Source organism: Dactylosporangium sp. CA-152071 (assembly GCF_050936335.1).
In the GTDB taxonomy this organism is placed as follows: domain Bacteria; phylum Actinomycetota; class Actinomycetes; order Mycobacteriales; family Micromonosporaceae; genus Dactylosporangium; species Dactylosporangium maewongense.
Genome location: NZ_JBNJMZ010000001.1, coordinates 7,205,817 through 7,227,063, shown reverse-complemented (window position 1 = coordinate 7,227,063; position 21,247 = coordinate 7,205,817). Strand labels below are relative to the sequence as shown.

22 protein-coding genes and 1 pseudogene are annotated in these 21,247 nt (G+C 71.8%); 13 read left to right on the top strand and 10 right to left on the bottom strand.

What is annotated here, in order from left to right; genetic code table 11:
- Nucleotides 1–1,432: 1,432 nt before the first annotated feature.
- Both ctaD and ACQEVZ_RS32500 read right to left on the bottom strand, forming a co-directional pair.
- The gene (gene ctaD, locus ACQEVZ_RS32505) at nucleotides 1,433–3,169 is read right to left on the bottom strand and encodes an aa3-type cytochrome oxidase subunit I (RefSeq protein WP_344501538.1); all 1,737 of its coding nucleotides are present in this window, start codon (nucleotides 3,167–3,169) and stop codon (nucleotides 1,433–1,435) included.
- Nucleotides 3,170–3,308: 139 nt separating this feature from the next.
- The gene (locus ACQEVZ_RS32500; protein WP_433373555.1) at nucleotides 3,309–3,641 is read right to left on the bottom strand and encodes a hypothetical protein; all 333 of its coding nucleotides are present in this window, start codon (nucleotides 3,639–3,641) and stop codon (nucleotides 3,309–3,311) included.
- A 252-nt stretch (nucleotides 3,642–3,893) separates the two neighbouring features.
- Here ACQEVZ_RS32500 and ACQEVZ_RS32495 point away from each other — a divergent pair, with 252 nt between their 5' ends.
- From ACQEVZ_RS32495 to ACQEVZ_RS32480, 4 genes are all read left to right on the top strand, one after another.
- Nucleotides 3,894–4,898, top strand: coding sequence for a LacI family DNA-binding transcriptional regulator (locus ACQEVZ_RS32495; protein WP_344501540.1), 1,005 nt, complete (start codon nucleotides 3,894–3,896; stop codon nucleotides 4,896–4,898).
- 40 nt (nucleotides 4,899–4,938) lie between these two features.
- On the top strand, nucleotides 4,939–5,532 hold the full coding sequence (locus ACQEVZ_RS32490) for a transcriptional regulator (RefSeq protein ID WP_433373552.1): 594 nt from the start codon (nucleotides 4,939–4,941) through the stop codon (nucleotides 5,530–5,532).
- A 207-nt stretch (nucleotides 5,533–5,739) separates the two neighbouring features.
- Complete coding sequence (locus ACQEVZ_RS32485) at nucleotides 5,740–6,486, top strand: hypothetical protein (protein WP_433373549.1); 747 nt, start codon at nucleotides 5,740–5,742, stop codon at nucleotides 6,484–6,486.
- Between the two features lie 174 nt (nucleotides 6,487–6,660).
- Nucleotides 6,661–7,620 carry an acetylxylan esterase gene (locus tag ACQEVZ_RS32480; protein WP_433373546.1) on the top strand — a complete coding sequence of 320 codons (960 nt, stop codon included), beginning with the start codon at nucleotides 6,661–6,663 and terminating at the stop codon, nucleotides 7,618–7,620.
- On the opposite strand, the gene ACQEVZ_RS32475 is transcribed toward ACQEVZ_RS32480, so the two are convergent.
- Together ACQEVZ_RS32475 and ACQEVZ_RS32470 are read right to left on the bottom strand one after the other, a co-directional pair.
- A complete protein-coding gene (locus ACQEVZ_RS32475) occupies nucleotides 7,617–7,823 on the bottom strand; it encodes an RNA-binding S4 domain-containing protein (RefSeq protein WP_344501544.1) in 207 nt (68 codons plus the stop codon). The genes ACQEVZ_RS32480 and ACQEVZ_RS32475 overlap by 4 nt on opposite strands.
- A complete protein-coding gene (locus tag ACQEVZ_RS32470) occupies nucleotides 7,820–8,170 on the bottom strand; it encodes an ankyrin repeat domain-containing protein (RefSeq protein WP_344501903.1) in 351 nt (116 codons plus the stop codon). The genes ACQEVZ_RS32475 and ACQEVZ_RS32470 overlap by 4 nt, the downstream gene beginning before the upstream one ends.
- Nucleotides 8,171–8,364: 194 nt before the next feature.
- On the opposite strand from ACQEVZ_RS32470, the gene ACQEVZ_RS32465 reads away from it, so the two are divergent.
- The 8 genes from ACQEVZ_RS32465 to ACQEVZ_RS32430 all read left to right on the top strand — a co-directional run bounded on the left by ACQEVZ_RS32465 (nucleotide 8,365) and on the right by ACQEVZ_RS32430 (nucleotide 13,992).
- On the top strand, nucleotides 8,365–8,940 hold the full coding sequence (locus tag ACQEVZ_RS32465) for a hypothetical protein (RefSeq protein WP_344501545.1): 576 nt from the start codon (nucleotides 8,365–8,367) through the stop codon (nucleotides 8,938–8,940).
- Between the two features lie 112 nt (nucleotides 8,941–9,052).
- Nucleotides 9,053–9,577 carry a hypothetical protein gene (locus ACQEVZ_RS32460; protein WP_354900512.1) on the top strand — a complete coding sequence of 175 codons (525 nt, stop codon included), beginning with the start codon at nucleotides 9,053–9,055 and terminating at the stop codon, nucleotides 9,575–9,577.
- A 231-nt stretch (nucleotides 9,578–9,808) separates the two neighbouring features.
- Nucleotides 9,809–10,618 carry a M20/M25/M40 family metallo-hydrolase gene (locus tag ACQEVZ_RS32455; RefSeq protein WP_363408492.1) on the top strand — a complete coding sequence of 270 codons (810 nt, stop codon included), beginning with the start codon at nucleotides 9,809–9,811 and terminating at the stop codon, nucleotides 10,616–10,618.
- Between the two features lie 96 nt (nucleotides 10,619–10,714).
- A complete protein-coding gene (locus tag ACQEVZ_RS32450) occupies nucleotides 10,715–11,332 on the top strand; it encodes a response regulator transcription factor (protein ID WP_344501548.1) in 618 nt (205 codons plus the stop codon).
- Between the two features lie 47 nt (nucleotides 11,333–11,379).
- Nucleotides 11,380–12,042 carry a phosphotransferase gene (locus tag ACQEVZ_RS32445; protein WP_344501549.1) on the top strand — a complete coding sequence of 221 codons (663 nt, stop codon included), beginning with the start codon at nucleotides 11,380–11,382 and terminating at the stop codon, nucleotides 12,040–12,042.
- Nucleotides 12,043–12,186: 144 nt separating this feature from the next.
- Nucleotides 12,187–12,408, top strand: a complete 222-nt coding sequence (locus tag ACQEVZ_RS32440) for a hypothetical protein (RefSeq protein WP_344501550.1) — start codon at nucleotides 12,187–12,189, stop codon at nucleotides 12,406–12,408.
- Between the two features lie 43 nt (nucleotides 12,409–12,451).
- On the top strand, nucleotides 12,452–13,324 hold the full coding sequence (locus tag ACQEVZ_RS32435; RefSeq protein WP_433373538.1) for a dioxygenase family protein: 873 nt from the start codon (nucleotides 12,452–12,454) through the stop codon (nucleotides 13,322–13,324).
- Nucleotides 13,325–13,335: 11 nt separating this feature from the next.
- Nucleotides 13,336–13,992: an MOSC domain-containing protein gene (locus ACQEVZ_RS32430; protein ID WP_433377119.1), complete on the top strand. Its 657-nt coding sequence runs from the start codon at nucleotides 13,336–13,338 to the stop codon at nucleotides 13,990–13,992.
- Here ACQEVZ_RS32430 and ACQEVZ_RS32425 read toward each other — a convergent pair.
- Nucleotides 13,982–14,515 (bottom strand): hypothetical protein, encoded by a 534-nt coding sequence (locus ACQEVZ_RS32425; RefSeq protein WP_433373535.1) that lies wholly within the window; start codon nucleotides 14,513–14,515, stop codon nucleotides 13,982–13,984. The two genes, ACQEVZ_RS32430 and ACQEVZ_RS32425, sit on opposite strands and share 11 nt — an antisense overlap.
- 12 nt (nucleotides 14,516–14,527) lie before the next feature.
- A complete protein-coding gene (locus ACQEVZ_RS32420; protein ID WP_433373532.1) occupies nucleotides 14,528–15,493 on the bottom strand; it encodes a hypothetical protein in 966 nt (321 codons plus the stop codon).
- Between the two features lie 102 nt (nucleotides 15,494–15,595).
- Here ACQEVZ_RS32420 and ACQEVZ_RS32415 point away from each other — a divergent pair, with 102 nt between their 5' ends.
- Nucleotides 15,596–17,824 (top strand): putative bifunctional diguanylate cyclase/phosphodiesterase, encoded by a 2,229-nt coding sequence (locus ACQEVZ_RS32415; protein ID WP_433373529.1) that lies wholly within the window; start codon nucleotides 15,596–15,598, stop codon nucleotides 17,822–17,824.
- Between the two features lie 105 nt (nucleotides 17,825–17,929).
- Here ACQEVZ_RS32415 and ACQEVZ_RS32410 read toward each other — a convergent pair whose 3' ends face one another.
- The 4 genes and pseudogenes from ACQEVZ_RS32410 to ACQEVZ_RS32395 all read right to left on the bottom strand — a co-directional run bounded on the left by ACQEVZ_RS32410 (nucleotide 17,930) and on the right by ACQEVZ_RS32395 (nucleotide 20,596).
- Complete coding sequence (locus ACQEVZ_RS32410; protein ID WP_344501556.1) at nucleotides 17,930–18,535, bottom strand: thymidine kinase; 606 nt, start codon at nucleotides 18,533–18,535, stop codon at nucleotides 17,930–17,932.
- Nucleotides 18,536–18,606: 71 nt separating this feature from the next.
- Nucleotides 18,607–18,825: pseudogene (locus ACQEVZ_RS32405) on the bottom strand (hypothetical protein); the annotation flags it as partial.
- 149 nt (nucleotides 18,826–18,974) lie between these two features.
- Complete coding sequence (locus tag ACQEVZ_RS32400) at nucleotides 18,975–19,754, bottom strand: hypothetical protein (protein ID WP_344501557.1); 780 nt, start codon at nucleotides 19,752–19,754, stop codon at nucleotides 18,975–18,977.
- 62 nt (nucleotides 19,755–19,816) lie between these two features.
- Complete coding sequence (locus ACQEVZ_RS32395; RefSeq protein WP_354900498.1) at nucleotides 19,817–20,596, bottom strand: hypothetical protein; 780 nt, start codon at nucleotides 20,594–20,596, stop codon at nucleotides 19,817–19,819.
- Between the last annotated feature and the right edge of the window lie 651 nt (nucleotides 20,597–21,247).

The following is a 21,247-nucleotide window of genomic DNA, read 5'->3' as shown; positions in this document are numbered from 1 at the left end:
ACCCATGATCGACTGATACTTCCGGTCACCATGACAACCGGAACCACCCCTCGATCACTGATCACGGCGCCCCCGAGCGCTCGACGGCTGCCTGAGTCCCGCCAAGACTCGAACCGCCCCGCCCGGCGCCGACCCCCACGCGGCCGTCCCACCACCCCACACTCGAGCGGCACCCTGTCCGCCGTCCCACCGATCGACCCCACGACGCCGCCGTGATCGAGAGATGACACCGGCCGGTCCACATCCCGTCGCCCACAACCCCAGCGACACAGGACGACACAGCAGGCCCCCAGCGCAATCGCGAGTGGAGCTCTCGGACACCACCACCCAGACACCGCCACGGAGCGCCCGCCGACATAGCGGCACGAAGCCGAAGCACCACGAAGCGTGAGCCGAAACGAAGCGGACACCACAGAGCCCAAGCCGCCCCGGAGCAGGATCCAGCGCGGAGCGACGCGGAAGCGGTGCACGTCGTTGACGCGTGAAACCGCCCTCTGGCCCCGGAACCCGCCCACGGCCAGGGGTCACTTTCAGCCGCCGTCGACAGCAGCCAGGCTGCACGGAAGCCGAAGTCGACGTGAGCCGGCACCGAAGCAGCGCGAACACCACCGCAGAGCGGACGCCGGCTCGAGAGCTAGCACGGCTCGGAGCCGGCGCCGGAGCAGGAGCCTGCGCGGAAGCCGGTGCCTGTCGTCGACGCGCGAACTGACCCCTTGCCCTGGAACCCGCCCGCCATCAGGGAGCCCGTACACCGCCGATGACAGCGCGAAGCAGGAGCCACCACGGCGCAGTAGCCAGGCTGCACGGAGGCCGAAGTCGACGCGAGCAGGCACCGAAGCGGCGCGAACGCCACCGCAGAGCGCAGGCCAGCTCGAGACCTGACGCGGCTCGGAAGCCAGGGCCGGCGCAGGAACCGGCACGCAGCGGCGCGGAGGCCAGCATGTGTCATCAATGCGCGCACCCGGTCCTTGGCACTGGAACCCGGCCACCGCCAGGAGGCACATGCAACCGCCGCTGACAGCGCGGCGCAGAAGCCGGGCGGCGCAGAAGCCGGGCGGCGCAGAAGCCGGGCGGCGCAGAAGCCGGGCGGCGCAGAAGCCGGGCGGCGCAGAAGCCGGGCGGCGCAGAAGCCGGAGTTGGCGTGAGCGAACGCCACCAAAGCGGAGCGGGCACCGCCGCAGCGCGCAAGCCGGCTCGAGGACCGGCCCAAGTGGAGGGGAGCCGGCCTGGCCCGGAAGCCGACACCACCGCGAAGCGGAGCGGACATCACGCGAAGTGCAAGCAGGCATGAGGCAGACCAGGAACCCGCACGGCACGACTGGCGAGAAGCGGTCGGTTGGAGGTGGAAAGGGAGCAGCCCCGGCCGCGGGCCTCCGGGAGGAGGCGGGGCGGGCCAGGGCTGCGTCCTGGTGGAGCTAGGAAGGAACGCGCGTCAGTGCTGTTCCTCATAGGTGGCGCCGCCGTCGGCCTCGTGGCTGAGGGGGCGGGCGCCGCCGGTGGGTGGGGCGTCCAGGGAGTGGCCTGGGGCGTGGGCCGGGAAGCGGGCGTCGAAGGCCGGGCGCTCCGAGCGGATGCGCGGCATGCTGTCGAAGTTGCGCAGCGGGGGCGGGCAGGAGGTGGCCCACTCGAGGGACATGCCGTGGCCCCACGGGTCGTTGACCTCGACGACGCGGCCGGTCTTGTAGGACTTCCACACGTTCCAGAGGAAGGGCAGCGTGGAGAGTCCGGTGATGAAAGAGCCGATGGTCGAGACCGTGTTGAGGGTGGTGAAGCCGTCGGTCTCGAGGTAGTCGGCGTAGCGGCGGGGCATGCCCTGCGTGCCGAGCCAGTGCTGCACCAGGAACGTGGTGTGGAAGCCGATCGTGGTGAGCCAGAAGTGCACCTTGCCGAGGCGGTCGTCGAGCATCCGGCCGGTCATCTTCGGGAACCAGAAGTAGACGCCGGCGTAGACGGCGAACACGATGGTGCCGAAGAGCACATAGTGGAAGTGGGCGACCACGAAGTACGTGTCGGAGACGTGGAAGTCGATCGGCGGGCTCGCGAGCAGGACGCCGGAGAGGCCACCGAAGAGGAAGGTCACCAGGAAGCCGATGGCGAAGAGCATCGGTGTCTCGAAGGTGATCTGGCCCCGCCACATGGTGCCGATCCAGTTGAAGAACTTCATGCCGGTCGGGACGGCGATGACGAAGCTCAGGAACGAGAAGAACGGCATGAGCACCTGGCCGGTCGCGAACATGTGGTGGGCCCACACGCTCATCGACAGGGCACCGATCGAGATGGTCGCGCCGACGAGACCCTTGTAGCCGAAGACGGGCTTGCGGCTGAAGACCGGAATGACCTCCGTGATGATGCCGAAGAACGGCAGCGCCACGATGTAGACCTCGGGGTGGCCGAAGAACCAGAACAGGTGCTGCCAGAGCATCGCGCCGCCGGTCTCCGCGTCGTAGACGTGGGCACCGAGGCGGCGGTCGGCCTCCAGGGCGAGCAGCGCGGCGGCCAGGATCGGGAAGACCATGATGACCAGAACGCTGGTGACCAGGATGTTCCACGTGAACATCGGCATGCGGAACATGGTCATGCCGGGCGCGCGCAGCGTCAGGATCGTCGTGATCATGTTGACGGCGCCGAGGATGGTGCCGAGGCCGGAGAGGACCAGGCCGACGATCCACAGGTCGGCGCCGACGCCGGGCGAGTGGATGATGCTGTTGAGCGGCGCGTAGGCGAACCAGCCGAAGTCCGCGGCGCCGCCCGGCGTGATGAAGCCGATCAGCGTGATCGACCCACCGAACGCGTAGAGCCAGTAGGCGAACGAGTTGAGCCGCGGGAACGAGACGTCGGGCGCGCCGATCTGCAGCGGCGTGATGTAGTTCGCGAAGGCGAACACGATCGGCGTCGCGAAGAACAGCAGCATGATCGTGCCGTGCATCGTGAACAGCTGGTTGTACTGCTCCGGGGAGAGGAACTGCAGCCCCGGCCGGGCCAGCTCGGCGCGCATCAGCAGCGCCATGAACCCGCCGATCATGAAGAACACGAACGACGTGGTCAGATACATCAAGCCGATCTGCTTGGCGTCCGTCGTGCGCAACAGCCGAGCGAACGCCGAGCCCTTGACCGGCTTGTGCACCGGCCAAGGCCTGGTGACGATCGGCTTTGGTGCAACGGTGGTCACGAAAGGCCTCCTGAGGCTGTTGAACCCGCTGGCGAGCCAGCTCCGCGAGGTGGCCTGACGATCGACGGCGCGATCAACACGTCACCTCCGAGGCAGAATAGTCTCCCGGTCCGACACAAAATCGCTGGGGGCACAAGACCTAGCGGGTGGCAGGCGTGGCGCCACCCGCCGCGCCGAGGTTGAACGTGATCGCGCCGGCCGCGATGGCCGCGAGCACCAGCAGGATGACGCCCCAGAAGATCAGCCGGTCCGCCGCGGTCGGCTCCTTCCAGGCACTCGAGATCCGGGCACCGACCGGCACCGCGGGCGACAAATCCGAAGTGTCCGATCCATCCGAAGACAGAGCGGAAGGAGACGGACCGGCAGCGGGGGCAGGGCGAGCAGGCAGCGCACGGAGCAGAATCAGGGTCGCGCCCGCAAGGACCAGCAGGACGCCCAGGACGGCAATGATGACGGCGATCCAGTCACGCATCGCAGATCTCCTGACTGAGGGGGGGGTTGATGCCAAGCAGGCTAGGAGATCCACGCAGGTCACGCCAGAACCCCCCGCGACGCCCCGAGGAGCACCCCGGCCGTCCGCGCGTGAAAACCCGGTGAAATTTACAGTCGAAACCCCGGTAGTGAAACCTGGCGGCAATCTCGTGTTGACAGTGCGGAAACCGTGTACGACGCTCGGCATGGAAGCGCTCCCAAAATCGACGCCTTGCTATCCGAGGAGGTCGCGATGTCGATTACCGCCGCTGCCGAACACCCCACCCTCGCCCATGTCGCCGCGCTTGCCGGTGTTTCTTCCGCCACCGCCTCCCGCGTGCTCAACGGCTCCGCCCGAGTCAGCCCCACCGCCCGACAGCAGGTCCGTGACGCCGTCGACCGGCTCGGCTACGTCAGGCAGCGCGCCGCCCGCGCCGTCGACCGCCGCCCCCGCTCGGTCGCCGCCGTGGTCTGCGAGCCCAACGCACGACTGTTCGCCGATCCGTTCTACTCCCGCGTGCTCGCGGGCGCCAGTGCCGCGTTCGCCGAGCGCGACATGCCCATGCTGCTCGCCGCGGGCGAACGACCGGCGTCGCTGCAGCGGTACCTCAGCAGCGGCCACATCGACGGGGTCCTGCTGATCTACTGCCGCAGCAGCCACCCCCTGGTCGTGACGCTGCCCGCGCTCGGCGTGCCGGTCACGCTCATCGGCCGCCCGCTGCAGACCAGCACGCTGCCGTACGTCGACGCCGACAACAAGGGCGGCGCCCGGCAGGCCGTGGAGCACCTGGCGCGCACCGGGCGGAAGCGGATCGTCACGATCGCCGGGCCGCCGGACGTGTCCGCCGGCGTCGACCGGCTCGCCGGATTCCGCGAAGGCCTGGAGCGGGCCGGCCTGGAGCCGGGGCCGATCGCGTACGGCGACTTCACCAGGCCGGCCGGCGTCCACGCCATGACCAGGCTGCTCGACCACCGGCCCACCCTCGACGCGGTGTTCGCCGCGTCGGACCTGATGGCCGTCGGGGCGCTGCACGCGCTGCGCCAGGCCGGTCGCCGGGTGCCGGAGGACGTCGCCGTCATCGGCTTCGACGACCTGCCCCTCGCGGCGTTCACGCAGCCGCCGCTCACCACGATCAAGCAGCCGGTCGAGGAGATCGGCGCGGCCGCGGCGCGGCAGCTGCTGGCGCTGATGAACGCCGACAACCCGGAGCCGTCGCCGGTGCTGCCGACCACGCTCGTGCGCAGGCAATCCGCATGAGAGCGCATCCAAGCGGGGCCGCCGCGACGAACAGAAGGGTATGCAACGGCTACTGGAGGCGGCCCGGTCGCTCGACACCGGCACGGTCGCGCGCACCGTCCGGGAGCTGATGGACGACCACGGCGTGGCCGAGGTCTGGACCAGGGTGTGCGTCCCGGCGCTGCACCACGTGACCGGCGACGTCGCCGTCGAGCACGCCCTCAGCCAGGGCGTCGCGCACGGCCTGGACCTGGTCAGCGCGCCGCGGCACGACGACATCAGGACCAACCACGTCCTGCTGGCGTGCGCGCCCCGCGAGGCGCACTCGCTGCCGCTGCGCGCGCTGGCCGCGGCGCTGTTCGAGCGCCGGATCGGCACGTTCCTGCTGGGCGCGGAGGTGCCGTGGAGCGCGCTGCGGGCTGCGGTCCACTGCACGGTGCCCGGCACCGCGATCGTCTGGTCGCAGCAGCCGGGCACCGCCGACCCGGCCATGCTGCTCGCCCTCGCGGCGAGGTTCCCGGCCACCCGGTTCGCGGTGGCCGGACCGGGCTGGGACCCCGCGCCGGCCGGTCTGCCGCACCTGACATCCATCGAGGACGCCGTTTCCGCGTGTGTACCGGTCGCCGCCGGCCGACCCCCGGACGCCGACTGGTAGCACCGCACCTGACATCCATCGAGGATGCGTGCGGTCGGCCCCCGGACGCCGACTGGCAGCGCCGCACCTGACATCCATCGAGGATGCGTGCGGTCGGCCCCCGGACGCCGACTGGCAGCGCCACACCTGACGTCCATCGAGGATGCGTGCGGTCGGCCTCCCGACGCCGACTGGTAGCGCCGCGGCCGAACCGATAGCGTGCCGGGCATGATCGAGCTGGGGCCGCCGGCGTACACGGGACGGCGCCGGGCAGGCATCGGCGGTCAGCCACGGTTCGTGTTCGCGGCGGTGCTCGTGCTGCTCGCGCTGGTCGCGCTGCTGCTGCGGGTCATGGCCGGCGGCGGCGACCGGCCGGAGGCACAGGCGACGATCGAGCCGCCGGGCCCGGTCGTGCCTGTCGAGCCGGGCAGCGCCGCCGCGCAGACGACGGCCGCCGCCGCGTCCCCCAGCGCGAAGGCGAGCCACAGCGCGTCACCGTCCTCGTCGCCGAAACCGTCGTCGACCCCGTCGGCCTCTCTCCAGCCGCCGGCGCCGAGCGCGAGTGGGAGCCCGAGCGCCGCCGGTACAGCGGCGACGACGGTCGAAGCGGAGGCCGCCGCGAACCGCAGGCCCAGCCAGATGACGGTGCGCGAGGTGTCGTCGGCGTCCGGCGGGCGGGCGGTCACCGGGGTCGGCAACAACCGGGTGCTCACGTTCACCGGGGTCACCGCCGAACGGCCCGGCGAGGCCACCGTCACCGTCGCCTACCTGTCGACCGAGGACCGCTCCTGCTGGCTGCGCACCGGCCGCGGCAACTGGCAGCAGGTCCGGTTCCCCGCCAGCGGCGGCTGGGACCGGGTCGCGACCGTCACACTGACGGTCCGGCTCGAAACGGGCCAGAACACGATCGAGGCCGGAAACACCACCGGCAGATGGTGCCCCGACCTCGATCGCATCACCGTTGCCCCCCGCTGACCACCCCAGCCGCGGCAACATGATGTGGAACGTTTGGCGTGACCGTGCGCCGGGTGGACCATCCAGGGAGGCTTCCGGTTTTGTCCGGCGCCGGTCACATGAACAAATATGCGGGCCGGACCTGAGTCGCACCCGTAATCGCGCTGGGAAGTTCCTGGTAATAGGGTCCCGGACATGGCGCTCTTCGACCTTCCCCTCGCCGAGCTGCGGCAGCACCGCGCAGCGACCCCCGAGCCCGCCGGCTTCGACGCGTTCTGGGCCGAGACCCTCGACGAGGCGCGCCGGCTGGCCGCCCCCGCGGTGCTCACGCCGGCCGACACGGGCCTGCGGGCGGTCGACACCACCGATGTGACGTTCACGGGATTCGGCGGTCAACCGGTCAAGGCCTGGCTGAGCCGCCCCGCCGGAGCGACCGGACCCCTTCCGGTGGTCGTGGAGTTCATCGGGTACGGCGGAGGCCGGGGCTTCCCCCACGACTGGCTGCTCTGGTCCGCCGCCGGCTACGCGCACCTGGTGATGGACACCCGCGGGCAGGGCGGCGGCTGGCGGTCCGGCGACACCCCCGACCCGGACGGGTCCGGCCCGCAGGCGCCCGGCTTCCTCACCCGCGGCGTCCTCGACCCGCACACGTACTACTACCGGCGCCTGATCACTGACGCGGTCCGGGCCGTCGAGACCGCCAGGGCGCTGCCCTTCGCGTCCGACGTGCTGGTCAGCGGGATCAGCCAGGGCGGTGGGCTGGCGCTCGCCGCGGCCGGCCTGAGCGACGTCGCGGGCGTCATCGCCGGCGTGCCCTTCCTGTGTGACATCCGCCGCGCCGTGACGATCACCGACCGGGCGCCGTACGCCGAGTTCGCCGCCTTCTGCCGGCTCAACCCCGCCCGCGCCGCGCAGGCCCTCGCCACCGTCGACCACGTGGACGGCGTGCACTTCGCCGCGCGGATCACCGCACCGGCCCTCCTGTCGGCGGCGCTGATGGACCTGACGTGCCCGCCGTCGACGGTGTTCGCGGCGTACAACGCGCTCACCGGCCCCAAGGAGCTGGAGCTCTACGAGTGGGACGGCCACGACGGCGGCCAGGGCCACTTCGCCGCCCGCTCGGTCGCCTTCGCCAACGCGCTGTTCGGGCGCTAGGCGACCCGGAACGACTCGCCGAGGGTGTGCACGACGTCGCCGCGGTGCAGCTGGCGGCCGCGCCGGGTGTCGACCTCGCCGTTGACGGTGACCTCGCCGTAGGCGATGAGGTCCTTGCCCTCCCCGCCGGTCTCCAGCACGTCGGCGAGCTTCAGGAACTGACCCAGCCGGATCATGTCGCCACGGATCTGGACATCTCTCATCGGGCACGCTCCAGCAGCGTCAGCATCTCGGGCAGGTCGAAGAACCGGGCCGTGTCCAGCGCCGACGGCCCGCCCGCGGCCGGGTCCGCGCCGGCGTCCAGCAGCGCCCGCACGGACTCCTCGGACCGGCGGAACACGGCGGCGGCGAGCGCGGTCTGCCCGCGGTCGTTGGCCCGGCCGGTGTCGGCGCCGCGGGCCAGCAGGGCCGCGACCGTCGCCGGGTGATTGTGGTACGCGGCGAGCATCAGCAGCGTGTCGCCCTTGTCGTTGGTCAGGTTCACCGGCAGCCCGGCGTCGACGTTCGCCGCGAGCTCGTCCGCCGCACCCGCACGGGCCAGGTCGAACATCTGATGCGCGAAGTCGATCACCGCCGGGTCGATCGGTTCACTCACGTCATCACCTCCGCTGCGCTCCGGCCGCCGCCGCGAGCCGACCCCCGAACCCCGAAGCGTAGCTGTCAGGCAGCCGACCGGCGGACTCCGAACCCGCCGCGCGCCGCCCCCGTGTCACTGGGCAACGCTGCGAACAAGGAGACGCCGACATGCGCAAGATGATCCTCACCCTCGCGGTGGCCGCCGCGGCCGCCCTGTCGCTCACCGCCTGCGACTCGATCGACCTGACCAAGCAGGACCAGGCCGCCACGGGCGCCGAGGCTCCCGCCGCCGCGGAGACCGGCAACGGGACGCCGGCGGCCGCCGGTACCGCCGCCGCGACGACGGCCGCCGCCACTGTCGCCGGTGTCAAGGTCCGCGACGACGCCACGCTCGGCAAGGTGGTGACCGACTGGAAGGGCTGGACGCTGTACCGCTTCGAGAAGGACACCCCGAAGCCGTCGAAGTCCACCTGCGAGGCGGACTGCCTGGCCAAGTGGCCGTACGTGCCGTACGCCGAGAACATGAAGATCGAGGGTGTCGACCAGAAGCTGATCGGCAAGGTCACCCGCGCCGACGGCGCGCTGCAGCTCACCATCAACGGCTGGCCCGCGTACCGGTTCGCCGGTGACGCGAAGGTCGGCGAGACCAAGGGCCAGGGCGTGGGCGGCGTGTGGTTCGCCTTCACGCCCGAGGGGAAGAAGGCCCAGGCCGTCACCGGGGACAGCGGCAACGGCGGGTACTGAACCCCTCCGGTCATGCCGGCTCCCGCCCCCCGTCGGGAGCCGGCGTGGCCGTGTTGTGCAGATCTCGTGACGAGGGCTCCCCCGCCCCGGAGGAGCGGCCTACGCTGCGGCCATGACCACGCGGCGGAAGATCCGCATCTGGCTCGTGCTGTTCCTGATCGGCCTGATCGCCAGCGGGGTGACCGCCTTCCCGCTCGAGCACGAGGTGCACTGGCTGCGGTCGGTGCTCGACCGGTTCGACGCCGCGCCCGACGCCCTCGTCACCTGGATCCAGCGGGTGGATCAGGGCATCACCGAGACCAACGACCGCTATCCGTTCATCATGTACGGCACGGACTGGCTGGCCTTCGCGCACCTGGTGATCGCGGTCGCCTTCTGGGGCCCGCTGCGCGACCCGGTCCGCAACATCTGGGTCATCGAGTTCGGCATGATCGCCTGCGTCGGCGTGGTGCCCCTCGCCCTGTTCGCCGGCCCGGTCCGCGGCATCCCCGGCTGGTGGACCGTGATCGACATCTCGTTCGGCGTGTTCGGCATCGTGCCCCTGATCATCGTCCGGCGCCTGATCAAGCGGCTCGAGGCCGAGGGCACCCACCTTGCTCCCGAAAAACCGTTGCAGCCGCTCGGCGGCCGTGGCTAGGTTGGTCGTACACGGGAAAGGAGGTGGTCCAACGTTGTGTAGCAATGGGACTCGTGAGGTGACTGTCCGCTAGCCGCCGTCCTCTGGACTCGCATTTCGTGCGGCCGCCCGGATGGCGGCACGGCGAATACGAGACAGTTTCCCAGCCCCCGAGGCTTTCCGGTGTCAGTCCAGCCGGCCCGCGCGCAGTCAGCGCAGGAACCTCGGGGGCTGTTCCATATCCTGATGCACATGATCTCCGCCGACCGTCTCCGCGACCACGTCGCCGCGCTCGTCGCCCACGGACCGCGCTGCGGCGACCTGCCCGGGGTGCCCGCCGCGCTGCGGTACATCACCGATGAGCTGAGCGGGCTCGGCCTCGTCGTGCGGGTCGAGCGGTACGGCGGCGAACTGCACGACGTGAACCTCGTCGCCGAGATCGAGGGCGGCACCTCCGACGACGCCGTCGAGCTCGCCGCGCACTGGGACACCGTCGACACCACCCCCGGCGCCGACGACAACGCCAGCGGCGTCGCCGGCGTCCTGGAGGCCGCCCGCGCCCTGCGCGACCTGGACCTGCCGGCGCGCACGATCCGCTTCTGCCTCTTCGGCGGCGAGGAGGACGGCTTCAAGGGCAGCACCGCCCACGTCCGCCAGATCACCCCCGACACCGAGTCGATCGTCTTCGAGATGATCGGCCGCACGTCACCGACCCAGTCCTCGCCGTCGTTCCTGCTCGACCCGCCGACGGTCGGCGACTTCATCGCCCTCATCGCCAACCCCGCCTCGGCCGGCCTCGCCGACGCGTTCGCCTCCGCCGCCGCGCCGCACCTGCCGACGTTTCCCCTGGTCATGCCCACCGAGGCGATGGAGGTCGTGCTGCGCAGCGACCACGTGCCCTACTGGAACTCGGGTCGCCGCTCGCTGCTGGTCACCGACACCGCCGAATACCGCAACCCCGACTACCACGCGGCCACCGACACCCTGGACCGCCTCGACCTGGACTTCGCCGCGAAGGTCACCACCGCCGCCGTCCGCACCATCACCCGCCTCGCCGGCTGACCCATCCGCCATCGATGTGATTCAGATCACCTGACTCTGGGTGAGGGCGCCGTCCCTCCACCGGCCCGCCGCCCCTGATCTGGCAGCATCCCTGCCGTGAGTCCGACGCCGATACGGCTGCTGATCGCCGACGACCAGGCACTCGTCCGCGGGGCGCTCGCCGCGCTGCTCGACCTCGAGCCCGACCTCTCCGTCGTGGCGGAGGTCGGGCGCGGCGACGAGGTGGTCGCGGCGGCCAGGGAGCACCGGCCCGACGTGGCGCTGCTCGATGTGGAGATGCCCGGCATCGACGGGATCGCGGCCGCCGCCGCGCTACGCAAGGCGATGCCCGGCTGCAAGGTGCTGATGGTGACGACGTTCGGGCGGCCGGGGTACCTGCGGCGGGCGATGGCCGCCGGGGCGTCCGGGTTCGTCGTCAAGGACACGCCGGCCAGGCAGCTCGCCGACGCCGTGCGGCGCATCGCCTCGGGGCTGCGGGTGGTGGACCCGGCGCTGGCGGCGGAGACCCTCGCCAGCGGCGACAGCCCGCTGACCCCGCGCGAGGCCGACGTGCTCCGGGCGGCCCGCGAGGGCGGCACGGCCGCGGACGTCGCCGGGCAGCTCGGGCTCTCGGAGGGCACCGTGCGCAACCATCTGTCGGCGGCGATCGGCAAGACCGGCGCCCGCACGCGTGCCGAGGCCGTCCGGCTCGCCGAGGAGAACGGCTGGTTGTGAACGGGCACGGAAACCGCGATGTAAGGAGCAACCAGTAGGGTGGGTGCATGACGGCACTCCTGGCGAGCGGTCGCGACGCGGACGTCTACGCCATCGACGAGCGGCGGGTGCTGCGTCGCTACCGGCAGGGCGGCGACGTGACCGCCGAGGCCGCCGTCATGGAATATGTCAAGGATCACGGCTTTCCGGTTCCTCGCGTGTACGAGGCGACCGGCGCCGACCTGATCCTGGAGCGGCTCGACGGCCCGACGATGCTGCAGGCGCTCGCCGACGGGTCCCTCGACCTCCGCGACGGCGGCACGGTGCTCGCCGACCTGCTCGACCGGCTCCACAAGGTGCGCGTGCGGACCGCGAAGGACCCGGGCACCCGGATCCTGCACTTAGACCTCCACCCGGAGAACGTGGTGATGACCGAGGGCGGGCCGGTCGTCATCGACTGGCGCAACAGCACCGAGGGCCCGCCGGAGCTCGACGTGGCGATGAGCGCCCTGATCCTCGCCCAGGTGGCGATCGAGCCGGGGCACGAGTTCGCGGAGCGGGCCGAGGTGTTCCTCGACGTGTTCCTGTCGTGCACGAAGGACAACCCGCTGTCGCAGCTGGAGGCCGCGGTCCGCCGCCGCGGCGCCGACCCGGGCGTGACCGCCGCGGAGCAGTCCCACCTGCACGAGGCCGCCATACTGGTCACCACCCTCGCCCGGGCCCACCACTGAGCGGCGACCGGCCGCCTGACCTCTCTCGAAGGCCGCCGGGCGGCGGCCCGCCCGCCCGCCCGATCGAAGCTCGTCGAGCGGCTCCACAGACTCACCTCCCGCAGGCGACGCCCGGCCCGCGCCGGCGGCGGCACGCTTCATGCCATGGAGGAACTCTTCGTCCGGCAGGTCGACATCGGCATCGCCGAGATGGACGTCGCCGACGGCGACCAGCTGACCACCGCCCGCGTCGTGGTGGAGCACGCCACCGCCACCGACGGTCGCGGCGGCCCCGAGCGGCAGCTGCTGCTCGTGTACGGCGCCGAGGAGACCCCAGCGGTCGCCGAGGCCCTACTGAGAGCAGCGGAGACCGCCATCACACCCTGACGCACATCTTGTTGAGCGCTCAACTACTTGCTACATTCGACGCATGAGTACGCTGCCCGAGCTGGACCGGCATCTTGCCACCGCGATCCCGGCCAGCCGGGACCAGCGCGCCTGGACACCCGACGACGGCGCGCTGCCGAGCATCTACCTGAGCCACGGCGCCCCGCCGCTGCTGGAGGACGGCCCGTGGATGCGGGAGCTGTTCGACTGGGCCGCCGGCCTGCCCAAGCCGAAGGCCATCCTGATCGTCAGCGCCCACTGGGAGTCCGCCCCGCTGAGCGTGTCCGGCACCGCCGCGGGCACGCCGCTGGTCTACGACTTCGGCGGGTTCGCGCCGCACTTCTACCAGTTGCAGTACGCGACCCCGGACGCGTCCGACCTCGCCCGGCGGGTCGCCGCCGCGATGCCCGACTCGGAGCCGGTGCACGAGCACCGCAGCCGCGGCCTCGACCACGGCGCCTGGGTGCCGCTGATGGTGATGTACCCGCTGGGCGACGTCCCCGTGCTGCAGCTCAGCCTGCCGACGCACGACCCGGACCGGCTCCTGGAGCTCGGCCGCCGGCTGCGGTCGCTGCGCGAGGAGGGCGTGCTGATCGTCGGGTCCGGCTTCATGACGCACGGCCTGCCGTTCCTGCGCCGCGAGCACTGGCTCGGCACCGGCGGGACGCCCGGCTGGTCCGCCGACTTCGACGCCTGGGCCGCCGAGTCCCTCGCCAAGGGCGACCTCGACACGCTGACCAGGTATGCCAGCCTCGCGCCCGGCATGCCGTTCGCCCACCCGACGGTCGAGCACTACACGCCGCTGTTCGTGACGCTCGGCGCCGCCGACCGGCCCGACGCGCCGGCCACCACCGTGATCGACGGCTACTTCATGGGGCTGTCGAAGCGATCCGTGCAGGCGGGCGCTAGCGTCTGACCGTGGCCTACCTGATCTCCGTCAACGCCGGCACCCCCACCCCGACCGACCACTCGACCGAGCCGGTGACCGGCATCGACAAGCGCCCCGTCGAGGGTGCGGTCCTCGTGCTGGTGCCCGGCCCGGAAGGCACCGCGCCGACCGGGATCGCCGGTGACGTGGTGTGCGACCTGCGCGTGCACGGCGGACCGGACAAGGCGGTCTACGCGTACGCGCGGGAGGACCTCGACCGGTGGGAGCGGGAGCTCGGCCGGGAGCTGACCGGCGGCGTCTTCGGGGAGAACCTGACGACGTCCGGCCTGAACGTCACCGGCGCGCGGATCGGTGAGCGCTGGCGGATCGGCGGCGAGGTGCTGCTGGAGGTGGCGTCGCCGCGCATCCCGTGCCGCACGTTCGCCGGCTGGCTCGACGAGAAGGGCTGGATCAAGCGCTTCACCGACCAGGCCGAGCCCGGCGCGTACCTGCGCGTGCTGCGGCCCGGCACGATCCGCGCCGGCGACCCGATCGAGGTCGTGCACTCCCCCGGGCACGACGTGACGATCGGGCTGGCGTTCCGGGCGCTGACCGCCGAACCCGCGCTGCTGCCCCGGCTGCTCGCCGCGGACGAGCTGCCGGAGCGCACCAAGGAGAAGGTGCGGGCCAGACTCGGCCAGCAGCTCAGCCAGTAGGCAGGACCAGCGCGTAGGCCCGCGGGAAACCCAGCCGCGGGATCCTGTGCTGCTGGATCTCCTCCAGCGTCACCTCGCGGACCTGGCCGGAGCCCGGCTCGAAGCAGCGCAGCACCGTCTCCTGCGGGTGGGCGGTGATGAGCACCCAGTGGCGGGGCACGCCCTGGCCGACCAGCATGGCGACCGGCCAGCCGGTGTCGACGGCGGCGGTCACGTCGCTCAGGCGGTCGTCGCGGCCGCGGAATCGCCGCCACCCGTACCGTGTGCCCAGCTCCGCGGTGTGCCTGGAGATCGTCGCGGCGACGCCCCACGGGGTCGTCCCCAGCTTGCGGGGCCAGATCCGGTTGGCGGCCTCGTGGATGCGGTGCTGCTCGGCGCCGTAGTCGGCGACGCCATCCGCGTACTGGGGGTCCAGCAGCGCCGACGCCACCATGGCGACGGTGGGTCCACACGTGAACCCGTCGGTCTGCCGGACCCCGGTCCGTAACTCAGCGGTCGTGAAATCGACGCCCCAGGCAAGCATGCCCGGTTTGTATCAGACGGCGCGGGCCACCGCTATCTTCGTGCCGGAGCGCTGGCCCGCCTCGTAGAACATGTACTGCACGCCGCCGTCGGTGCCGAACGACGGCGCCGCGGAGCGGTTGTTGTCCGGCGCGCCGGACAGCGCGGCATGGAAGACGCCGAGGTGGACCTCTTTGTCGAAGTTGTTGCCGACCTCGGTGAGGAACATGTCGCCCGACGAGCCGTGGTAGACGACGTACGTGGTGTTGTTGCGGTACAGCAGGTGCGGGCCGCTCAGGTCGGTCTGCCCGTCGGCGGCGGGCGACACGAGCGGGTTGGGGTCGAACTGCCACGACTTGCCGTCGGCCGACCAGCCCCAGAAGATCCGCCGGCCACTCTTGAGGCCCATGAAGACCATGACGTACTTGTTGCCGAGCGCGGCGATGCGGTGCTCGAAGACCCGCGCGTAGGTGGTCTCCGTGGTGCCGGGCACCATCGCGGTGGTCAGCACGGTGCCGTAGTAGGTGAAGTTGATCCCGTCGCTGGAGATGGCGAGCCGGGTCGTGGTGTTCTCGCCGTGGTAGTACATGAAGAACTGCCTGGTCGAGGCGTTCCACACGACGTGCGGCGACGACACGTGACTGACCGAGTAGTGCGGCGACCAGGTCCGGCTGATGATCGGGTTCGCCGGGTGCTCGGTGAACGGGCCCGCGAGGGAGTTGCCGTAGGCGAGGCAGATCCCGCCGGGCGCGTCGTGCGGGGCGTAGTAGAGGTAGTAGCGGCCGCGGGCGCCGCTGATCTTGTCGTACACCCCGCGGATGCAGGGGAAGATGAGCTCCCCGGTCGGGTTGTAGGCCAGGTTCGCCGGGAGCGGCTGGCCGAGGTACTTGTAGGTGGGGAATCCGGCCGGGGCGGCGGCGGACGCGATGCTGGGGATGGCGAGTGCTCCGGCGAATCCGGCGGCACCGGCCAGCACCTGGCGGCGGTTAACAGGTGACATGCGACCGAGTCTGGGGAAAGCCCGGCGCCTGGCACAAGAGGGTAATACGTATTATCTGCCAGAGGCCTCAACCGCCGCGGCGACCCTGCCGATAACCAACGCGTGGAGACTCGGGGGGCCAGGCCGCTCTGGCTTGCCTGGCTGCTGATCGGCGGCCTGGCCGCGGTCGCCTGCCCGCTGCTGCCCGACGGCACCTACGTCGCCGACTTCGGCTTCGAGGTCGTCGGGCTCTTCTCGGTCACCATGGTGCTGCTCGGCGTGCGGCGCAACCGGCCGCCCCGGCGGGCGCTGTGGTACTGGTTCGCCGGCGGCCTCGCCACCTGGGTCCTCGGCGACGTCACCTGGGCCATCTACCAGCACGTGCTGCACCGCAGCCCGTTCCCGTCGCTCGCCGACGTGTTCTACCTCGGCGCGTACCCGCCGCTCGCCGCCGGCCTGTGGCTGCTGCTGCGCCGGCACGGCCGCGACGTCGCCGGGCTGATCGACGCGTGCATCGCCGCCGCCGGCACCGGCCTGCTCTTCTGGGTGTTCGTGATGCGGCCGGTCGCCGAGCTCGCCGGCGTGTCGCTCCTGCAGCGGCTGATCTCCCTCGCATACCCGGCCGCCGACGTGCTGCTGCTCGTGCTGCTGGCCAGGATGCTCGCCGGCCGCGCCGCGAAGACGGCGAGCTTCTGGCTGCTGGCGGCCAGCATGACGCTGATGTTCTGCACCGACGTCGCCTATTCGCTGGTGTCGACCTACGACATCCTTGCCGGCGGGGTCCTCGTGGTCGGCTGGCTGGTGTCGTACGTCTGCCTCGGCGCCGCCGCGCTGCACCCGTCGATGCGGGTCATGGACGAGCCGTCCGACGCCGTCGACACCGCCCTGTCCCGGCGCCGGCTCACCGTGCTCGCGGTCAGCTCGCTCGTCGCACCCGCCCTGCTGCTGGGGCAGGGCGTGGCGGGCCGCGGGCGGATCGACTGGCTCGCCATCGGCACGGTCGCGGTCGTGGTGTTCCTGCTGGTGCTGGTGCGCATCGCGGGTCTCGTCGGCAAGGTGCAGGACCAGGCCGACCAGCTCAGCGAGCTGGTCATGCGCGACGACCTGACCGGGCTGCCCAACCGGCGGTTCCTGGAGGAGCTGATCCGCGACGAGCTCGACGCGGGCACCGTGCCGCAGGTCGCGTTCATCGACCTCGACGACTTCAAGCGCATCAACGACGGCCTCGGCCACGCCATCGGCGACCAGCTGCTCGTGGCCGTCGGCAGGCGGCTCGGCACGGTCCTGCGCCCCGGCGACGTGGTGGCCCGCCTCGGCGGCGACGAGTTCGCGGTCCTCATGCCCGACACCGGCCCCGTGGCCGCCGACGCGATGGTCACCGAGCTCGCCACCGCGCTGCAGGAGCCGGTGTTCGCCGGCGACCAGCACCTGCTCGTGCAGGCGAGCATCGGCGTCGCCGACGCGGCGGGCACCCGCGACCCCTTCGAGCTGCTGCGCCGCGCCGACGTCGCGATGTACGCCGCGAAGGAGGACAAGACCCGCCAGCAGCGCTTCCGGCCCGAGCTCGACCAGCGGGCCGCGGCGCACGCGCAGCTCGGCGCGCAGCTGCGCGAGGCGCTCGACCAGGGGCAGTTCCAGCTGGTGTACCAGCCGATCGTGACGCTGCCGCACGGGCAGATCGTCGGCGTGGAGGCGCTCATCCGCTGGCACCACCCGACGCTCGGCTTCATGAGCCCCGCCGACTTCATCCCCGTCGCCGAGCGCAACGGCCAGATCGTCGAGCTCGGCGCCTGGATCCTGCTCGAGGCCTGCTCGCAGGGGGCGGCGTGGATGGCCACCCTCGGCGACGCCGCGCCCGGCAAGGTGTCGGTCAACGTCTCCGCCCGGCAGCTCGCCGAGCCCGACTTCCCGGAGGTGGTCGCGGCGGTGCTGGCGGCGACCGGCTTCCCCGCGGACCGGCTGGCGATCGAGGTCACGGAGACGGCCGTCTTCGGTGGCGGGCGCGCGATCGAGGCCCTGGACGCCGTCCACGAGCTGGGCGTGCGGATCGCCCTCGACGACTTCGGCACCGGCCACTCGTCGCTGGGTCTGCTGCAGACCTGCCCGGTCGACATCCTCAAGGTCGACAAGTCCTTCGTCGACGACATCACGATGGCGGGCCGGCACTCGGTGATCGCGACCGCGCTCATCAACGTCAGCGACGGGCTCAACCTCGACGCCATCGCCGAGGGCGTCGAGACGGCGGAGCAGGCGCAGGAGCTGTACCGGCTCGGCTACCGCTTCGCGCAGGGCTACCACTTCGGCCGCCCGGTCGCGCAGCCGTCCTTCGCCCTGGCCTCCGCCGCGGCCTGACCTCCGGGCTCCTGCCGTGCCGACCTCCTGGCGCGGTCTGGCGGGCTTGCGGCCCCGGAGCTCGCCGGCGGGCGCCCGCCTTCCGTGGCCGCGGCGGCCGGCGCGCTACGCGGTGACGCCCGCGGTCTCCTGCTGGCGGGGCAGGGTCCGGGCCGCGGTCGCCGGCAGGACGACGCAGGTCCTGCAGCGGGCCTCGTACGTGTACGTGCCGTCGTCGGGCAGCGCGGTCGACGGGGCCAGCTCGCGCAGCATCGGCTCACCGTGCTCGAGGACCTGCGTGTAGACGGCGCTGAAGCCGCGGCACACGTCGCACACGGCGCGCCGGTAGGTCACCGACGCGGGCCCCAGCTCCAGCAGCGCCCGCACCGGCGCGAACAGCTCGCCCCGGTGATCCAGGTCGATCCCGGCGGCGACGACCCTGGTGCCGCGCTCCAGCAGCGTCCGGACGACCGCCATGTCCGACATGGCGAACATGTGCACCTCGTCGATGCCGACCACGTCCACGTCCCCGTCCAGCGCCGAGGCGAGCGAGCTCGCCTTCACGGTCGCCAGGGCGGCCCCGCTGCGCGACACGACCCCGGCGTCACGGACGTGCCGCGCGCTCTGGAACACCCGGTGCCGCACGTCGGTGAACTGCAGCGGCGACAGCAGGCTCACCAGCTCGAGGGACTTGCCACTCTTCATCGGCCCGAGGATGACGGTCAGATCCACGGCGGCCAGGCTACCGCCCCGACCGGCCCCGCTCACGTGTTACGGCTCACCTACGGCTCATCCCGTGTCGCTCAGCCCATCTGCCAGAGCGCGCTGACGGGGACGGCGCGGATCTTGGGGCCGAAGGGCAGGGTCGCGGTGCCGGTGTAGAGGACGACGCCGACGATGAAGTCGTCGCCGAGCCTGTCGGCGAGGCGGCGCAGCCCGCCGAAGTCGTCGGCCTTGACCGTGGACGAGTCCTTCACCTCGATGCCGACGACCTGGCCGCGACGGTTCTCCAGGACGGCGTCCCTGGCACCAGGCTTTCGATCCGCGGCGGTTTGCTTTTCGATTTGCGCGCGTTTGGCTTTCGGTTTGCGGCACCGCATGCCGCCGGTTCGCGGCCGGGCGCCGGCAGGCGTCGGCGTGGCGGCAGGTGGACCCGGTGACGGGCAGGTGGTCAGGCGCCGGTCAGGGCCAGGTCGGCGCCGGCGCGGATGCCGGGGCCGGCGACGGTGGTCAGGTGGCCGTCGGCGTCGGCGTGCACGACGCGGGCGCTGGCGTGGTAGCGGATGTTGAGGTTCTCCGCGAAGTGCCGGCCGTTGAGCAGGCCGCCGGCGGCCATGACGGTGGCGATGTCCAGGGCCCAGTACCGGTGGCCCTGGTGCCCGTCGCGGTAGTGGACGGCGACCTCGCCGGACAGGTAGGCGTCGTAGACGACGCGGACGCCGAGGTCCATGTGCAGCGCGACCAGCTCGTCGCCCGCGGCACCCGGCGGCAGGTCGACGCTCGCGGACTCGACGGTGCCGGTGCCCCAGTCGTGGGTGTAGTCGAGGCCGGCGGCGCCGGCGGGGAACGTGATCGCGTAGCGGACCGGCGTCGTCGGGCTGACGCCGCCGACCGGCGACCACAGGTGCGTGGCGGTGCAGGTCAGGCGGGTGCCGGCGCCGGCCAGCGGGACGCTGACCGGCATGGAGCCGACGCCGGTGACGGAGGCGCTCTGCACGACCAGGGTCGTGGTGACCGGTGACCAGTCGTGCGAGCGGTGCAGGAACCCGTCGAGCTGCGCCAGATCGGGCCGCTCGCCGAGGCACGCCGTGACGGCCTCCGTGAGCGCCTCGCCGGACAGGCCGAAGAGCTCCGTCTCCTCGGCGGTGACCGGATGGTGGTCGGCGCCGGTCGCGTTGACGCTGGACGAGGCGTAGCAGAGCCCCGCGATGATCGACAGCTCGATGCCCATGACCGCCCCCTGGGTTGTAACGCCGCTGTTACGAAGCGTCCCACCCGTGCCGGAGGCCAAGGTCACGAATGCTGAAACCGCACCGAAGAGGAGCGCAGCGAGGCCTGGCGCGGTGCGGAGCGGACCTGCAGCGTCGCGCTGAACGCCTCGTCGTCGAGGCTGCGCTTGGACGACGCCGCCAGGTCGGCGGCCGCGGCGGCCTCCCGCTCGAGCGTCGAGGCCTGCTGGTACGCGCGGAACAGCCGGTCCCGGATGATCCGGCGCATCCGCAGCTGCTGCGCGAACGGGTGCTCCGTCGGGTCCCAGCCGTTGCGGTGCATGAGGGCGTCGGCGAGGTGCGCGGCGGACAGCTCGCCCCGCTGGTGCGCCGCGTTGACCATGCGGACCATGTGCTGCCGCCGGGTGTCCGGGTCGTCCTCGGTGAGCGGGAACGCCTGCGCCCGCTCCAGCCGCCGGACCCCCTTCTCGGCTTCCTCGTACGCCCGCCACGCCGCCTCCTGCGTGCGCTGCGCGGCCTCCCACTCCTCCCGCCGGCGCCCGGCCATCACCGAGGTCCGGGACGCCGCGACGGCGACCTCATCGCTGTACCGCTGCAGCTCCTGAAGCTCGGCGTTCTTGCGCTCCATGGCGAGCTGCCGCTCCCGGGCGGCCTCCGGGTCCCGGATCGCCTTGCGCAGCCGGGCCCACCAGGACGGCCGCCCGGACCGCCCGGCCCTGGCCTCCTGGCGCTTGGACAGCAGGGTCAGAACGACGAACGTGACGAAGACGGCGGCGAGCAGCGCGGCCCAGATCGCGAGCGCTTCGCGCATCCCGTGGGCAAGGTCCTGCAGAGCGGCGTCCATGAATGCACCTCGAGGGGGGATCGAGCGGCGAGAGGGGGACGTCTCAAACCCAGGCGCGAGGCGGCGCCCGCCCAGCGACAGCCCCCACGGCGAACGCGTCGAGAACCACCGCGACGACAGCAGATGTACCAGTAGCCGGCGCGACCCCGGCCGGAAATTCAGGCGCCGAGCTGATGACTGCGGGCAGCGCCGCAGACGATGCACGCACGGCGTTCCCCGAGGCGACCCGCACGGCCCCCGCAACGGGCGGCGTCCCCCGATCCACAGTGGACGCCGGCAGCGCGGGCGTGAACCCCGCGCCCAGAATCACCGCACACAACGCCAACGCCAACCGCCGCACGCCACGCCGCAGGCGGCTCGCAGGCACAACGACGTACATGACTCAAACATGCCCTGCGAAGATGAAGGTCGCAACATGGGAACGCGCACCGTGACCTGTCCCACGCGCCGGTCCACGCCGCCACCCGTACACCACCCGACAGACGAACCGGAGCACCGACGACACAAACGTCGCCCCGAACCGGTCTTGTGAGGGTGTTGGGCGGAGCAAGCTCCCCACCGAGGAACACCGGCGAAGCCGATGCGCGGGAAATCATCAAGCGCTGATGCGAAACGTCGCCCCCGAACCGATCTTGTGGGGTGTTGGGTGGA

Excerpts from the sequence above, each read along its gene's own strand:
- ACQEVZ_RS32460 (WP_354900512.1), top strand. The coding sequence starts at position 9,053 with ATGACCACGCGGCGGAAGATCCGCATCTGGCTCGTGCTGTTCCTGATC.
- ACQEVZ_RS32470 (WP_344501903.1), bottom strand. The coding sequence starts at position 8,170 with ATGTTCGACCTGGCCCGTGCGGGTGCGGCGGACGAGCTCGCGGCGAAC.
- ACQEVZ_RS32440 (WP_344501550.1), top strand. The coding sequence starts at position 12,187 with ATGGAGGAACTCTTCGTCCGGCAGGTCGACATCGGCATCGCCGAGATG.
- ACQEVZ_RS32400 (WP_344501557.1), bottom strand. The coding sequence starts at position 19,754 with ATGGGCATCGAGCTGTCGATCATCGCGGGGCTCTGCTACGCCTCGTCC.
- ACQEVZ_RS32500 (WP_433373555.1), bottom strand. The coding sequence starts at position 3,641 with ATGCGTGACTGGATCGCCGTCATCATTGCCGTCCTGGGCGTCCTGCTG.
- ACQEVZ_RS32425 (WP_433373535.1), bottom strand. The coding sequence starts at position 14,515 with ATGCTTGCCTGGGGCGTCGATTTCACGACCGCTGAGTTACGGACCGGG.
- ACQEVZ_RS32480 (WP_433373546.1), top strand. The coding sequence starts at position 6,661 with ATGGCGCTCTTCGACCTTCCCCTCGCCGAGCTGCGGCAGCACCGCGCA.
- ACQEVZ_RS32420 (WP_433373532.1), bottom strand. The coding sequence starts at position 15,493 with ATGTCACCTGTTAACCGCCGCCAGGTGCTGGCCGGTGCCGCCGGATTC.
- ACQEVZ_RS32465 (WP_344501545.1), top strand. The coding sequence starts at position 8,365 with ATGCGCAAGATGATCCTCACCCTCGCGGTGGCCGCCGCGGCCGCCCTG.
- ACQEVZ_RS32435 (WP_433373538.1), top strand. The coding sequence starts at position 12,452 with ATGAGTACGCTGCCCGAGCTGGACCGGCATCTTGCCACCGCGATCCCG.
- ACQEVZ_RS32490 (WP_433373552.1), top strand. The coding sequence starts at position 4,939 with ATGCAACGGCTACTGGAGGCGGCCCGGTCGCTCGACACCGGCACGGTC.
- ACQEVZ_RS32475 (WP_344501544.1), bottom strand. The coding sequence starts at position 7,823 with ATGAGAGATGTCCAGATCCGTGGCGACATGATCCGGCTGGGTCAGTTC.
- ACQEVZ_RS32495 (WP_344501540.1), top strand. The coding sequence starts at position 3,894 with ATGTCGATTACCGCCGCTGCCGAACACCCCACCCTCGCCCATGTCGCC.
- ACQEVZ_RS32395 (WP_354900498.1), bottom strand. The coding sequence starts at position 20,596 with ATGGACGCCGCTCTGCAGGACCTTGCCCACGGGATGCGCGAAGCGCTC.
- ACQEVZ_RS32445 (WP_344501549.1), top strand. The coding sequence starts at position 11,380 with ATGACGGCACTCCTGGCGAGCGGTCGCGACGCGGACGTCTACGCCATC.
- ACQEVZ_RS32485 (WP_433373549.1), top strand. The coding sequence starts at position 5,740 with ATGATCGAGCTGGGGCCGCCGGCGTACACGGGACGGCGCCGGGCAGGC.
- ACQEVZ_RS32455 (WP_363408492.1), top strand. The coding sequence starts at position 9,809 with ATGATCTCCGCCGACCGTCTCCGCGACCACGTCGCCGCGCTCGTCGCC.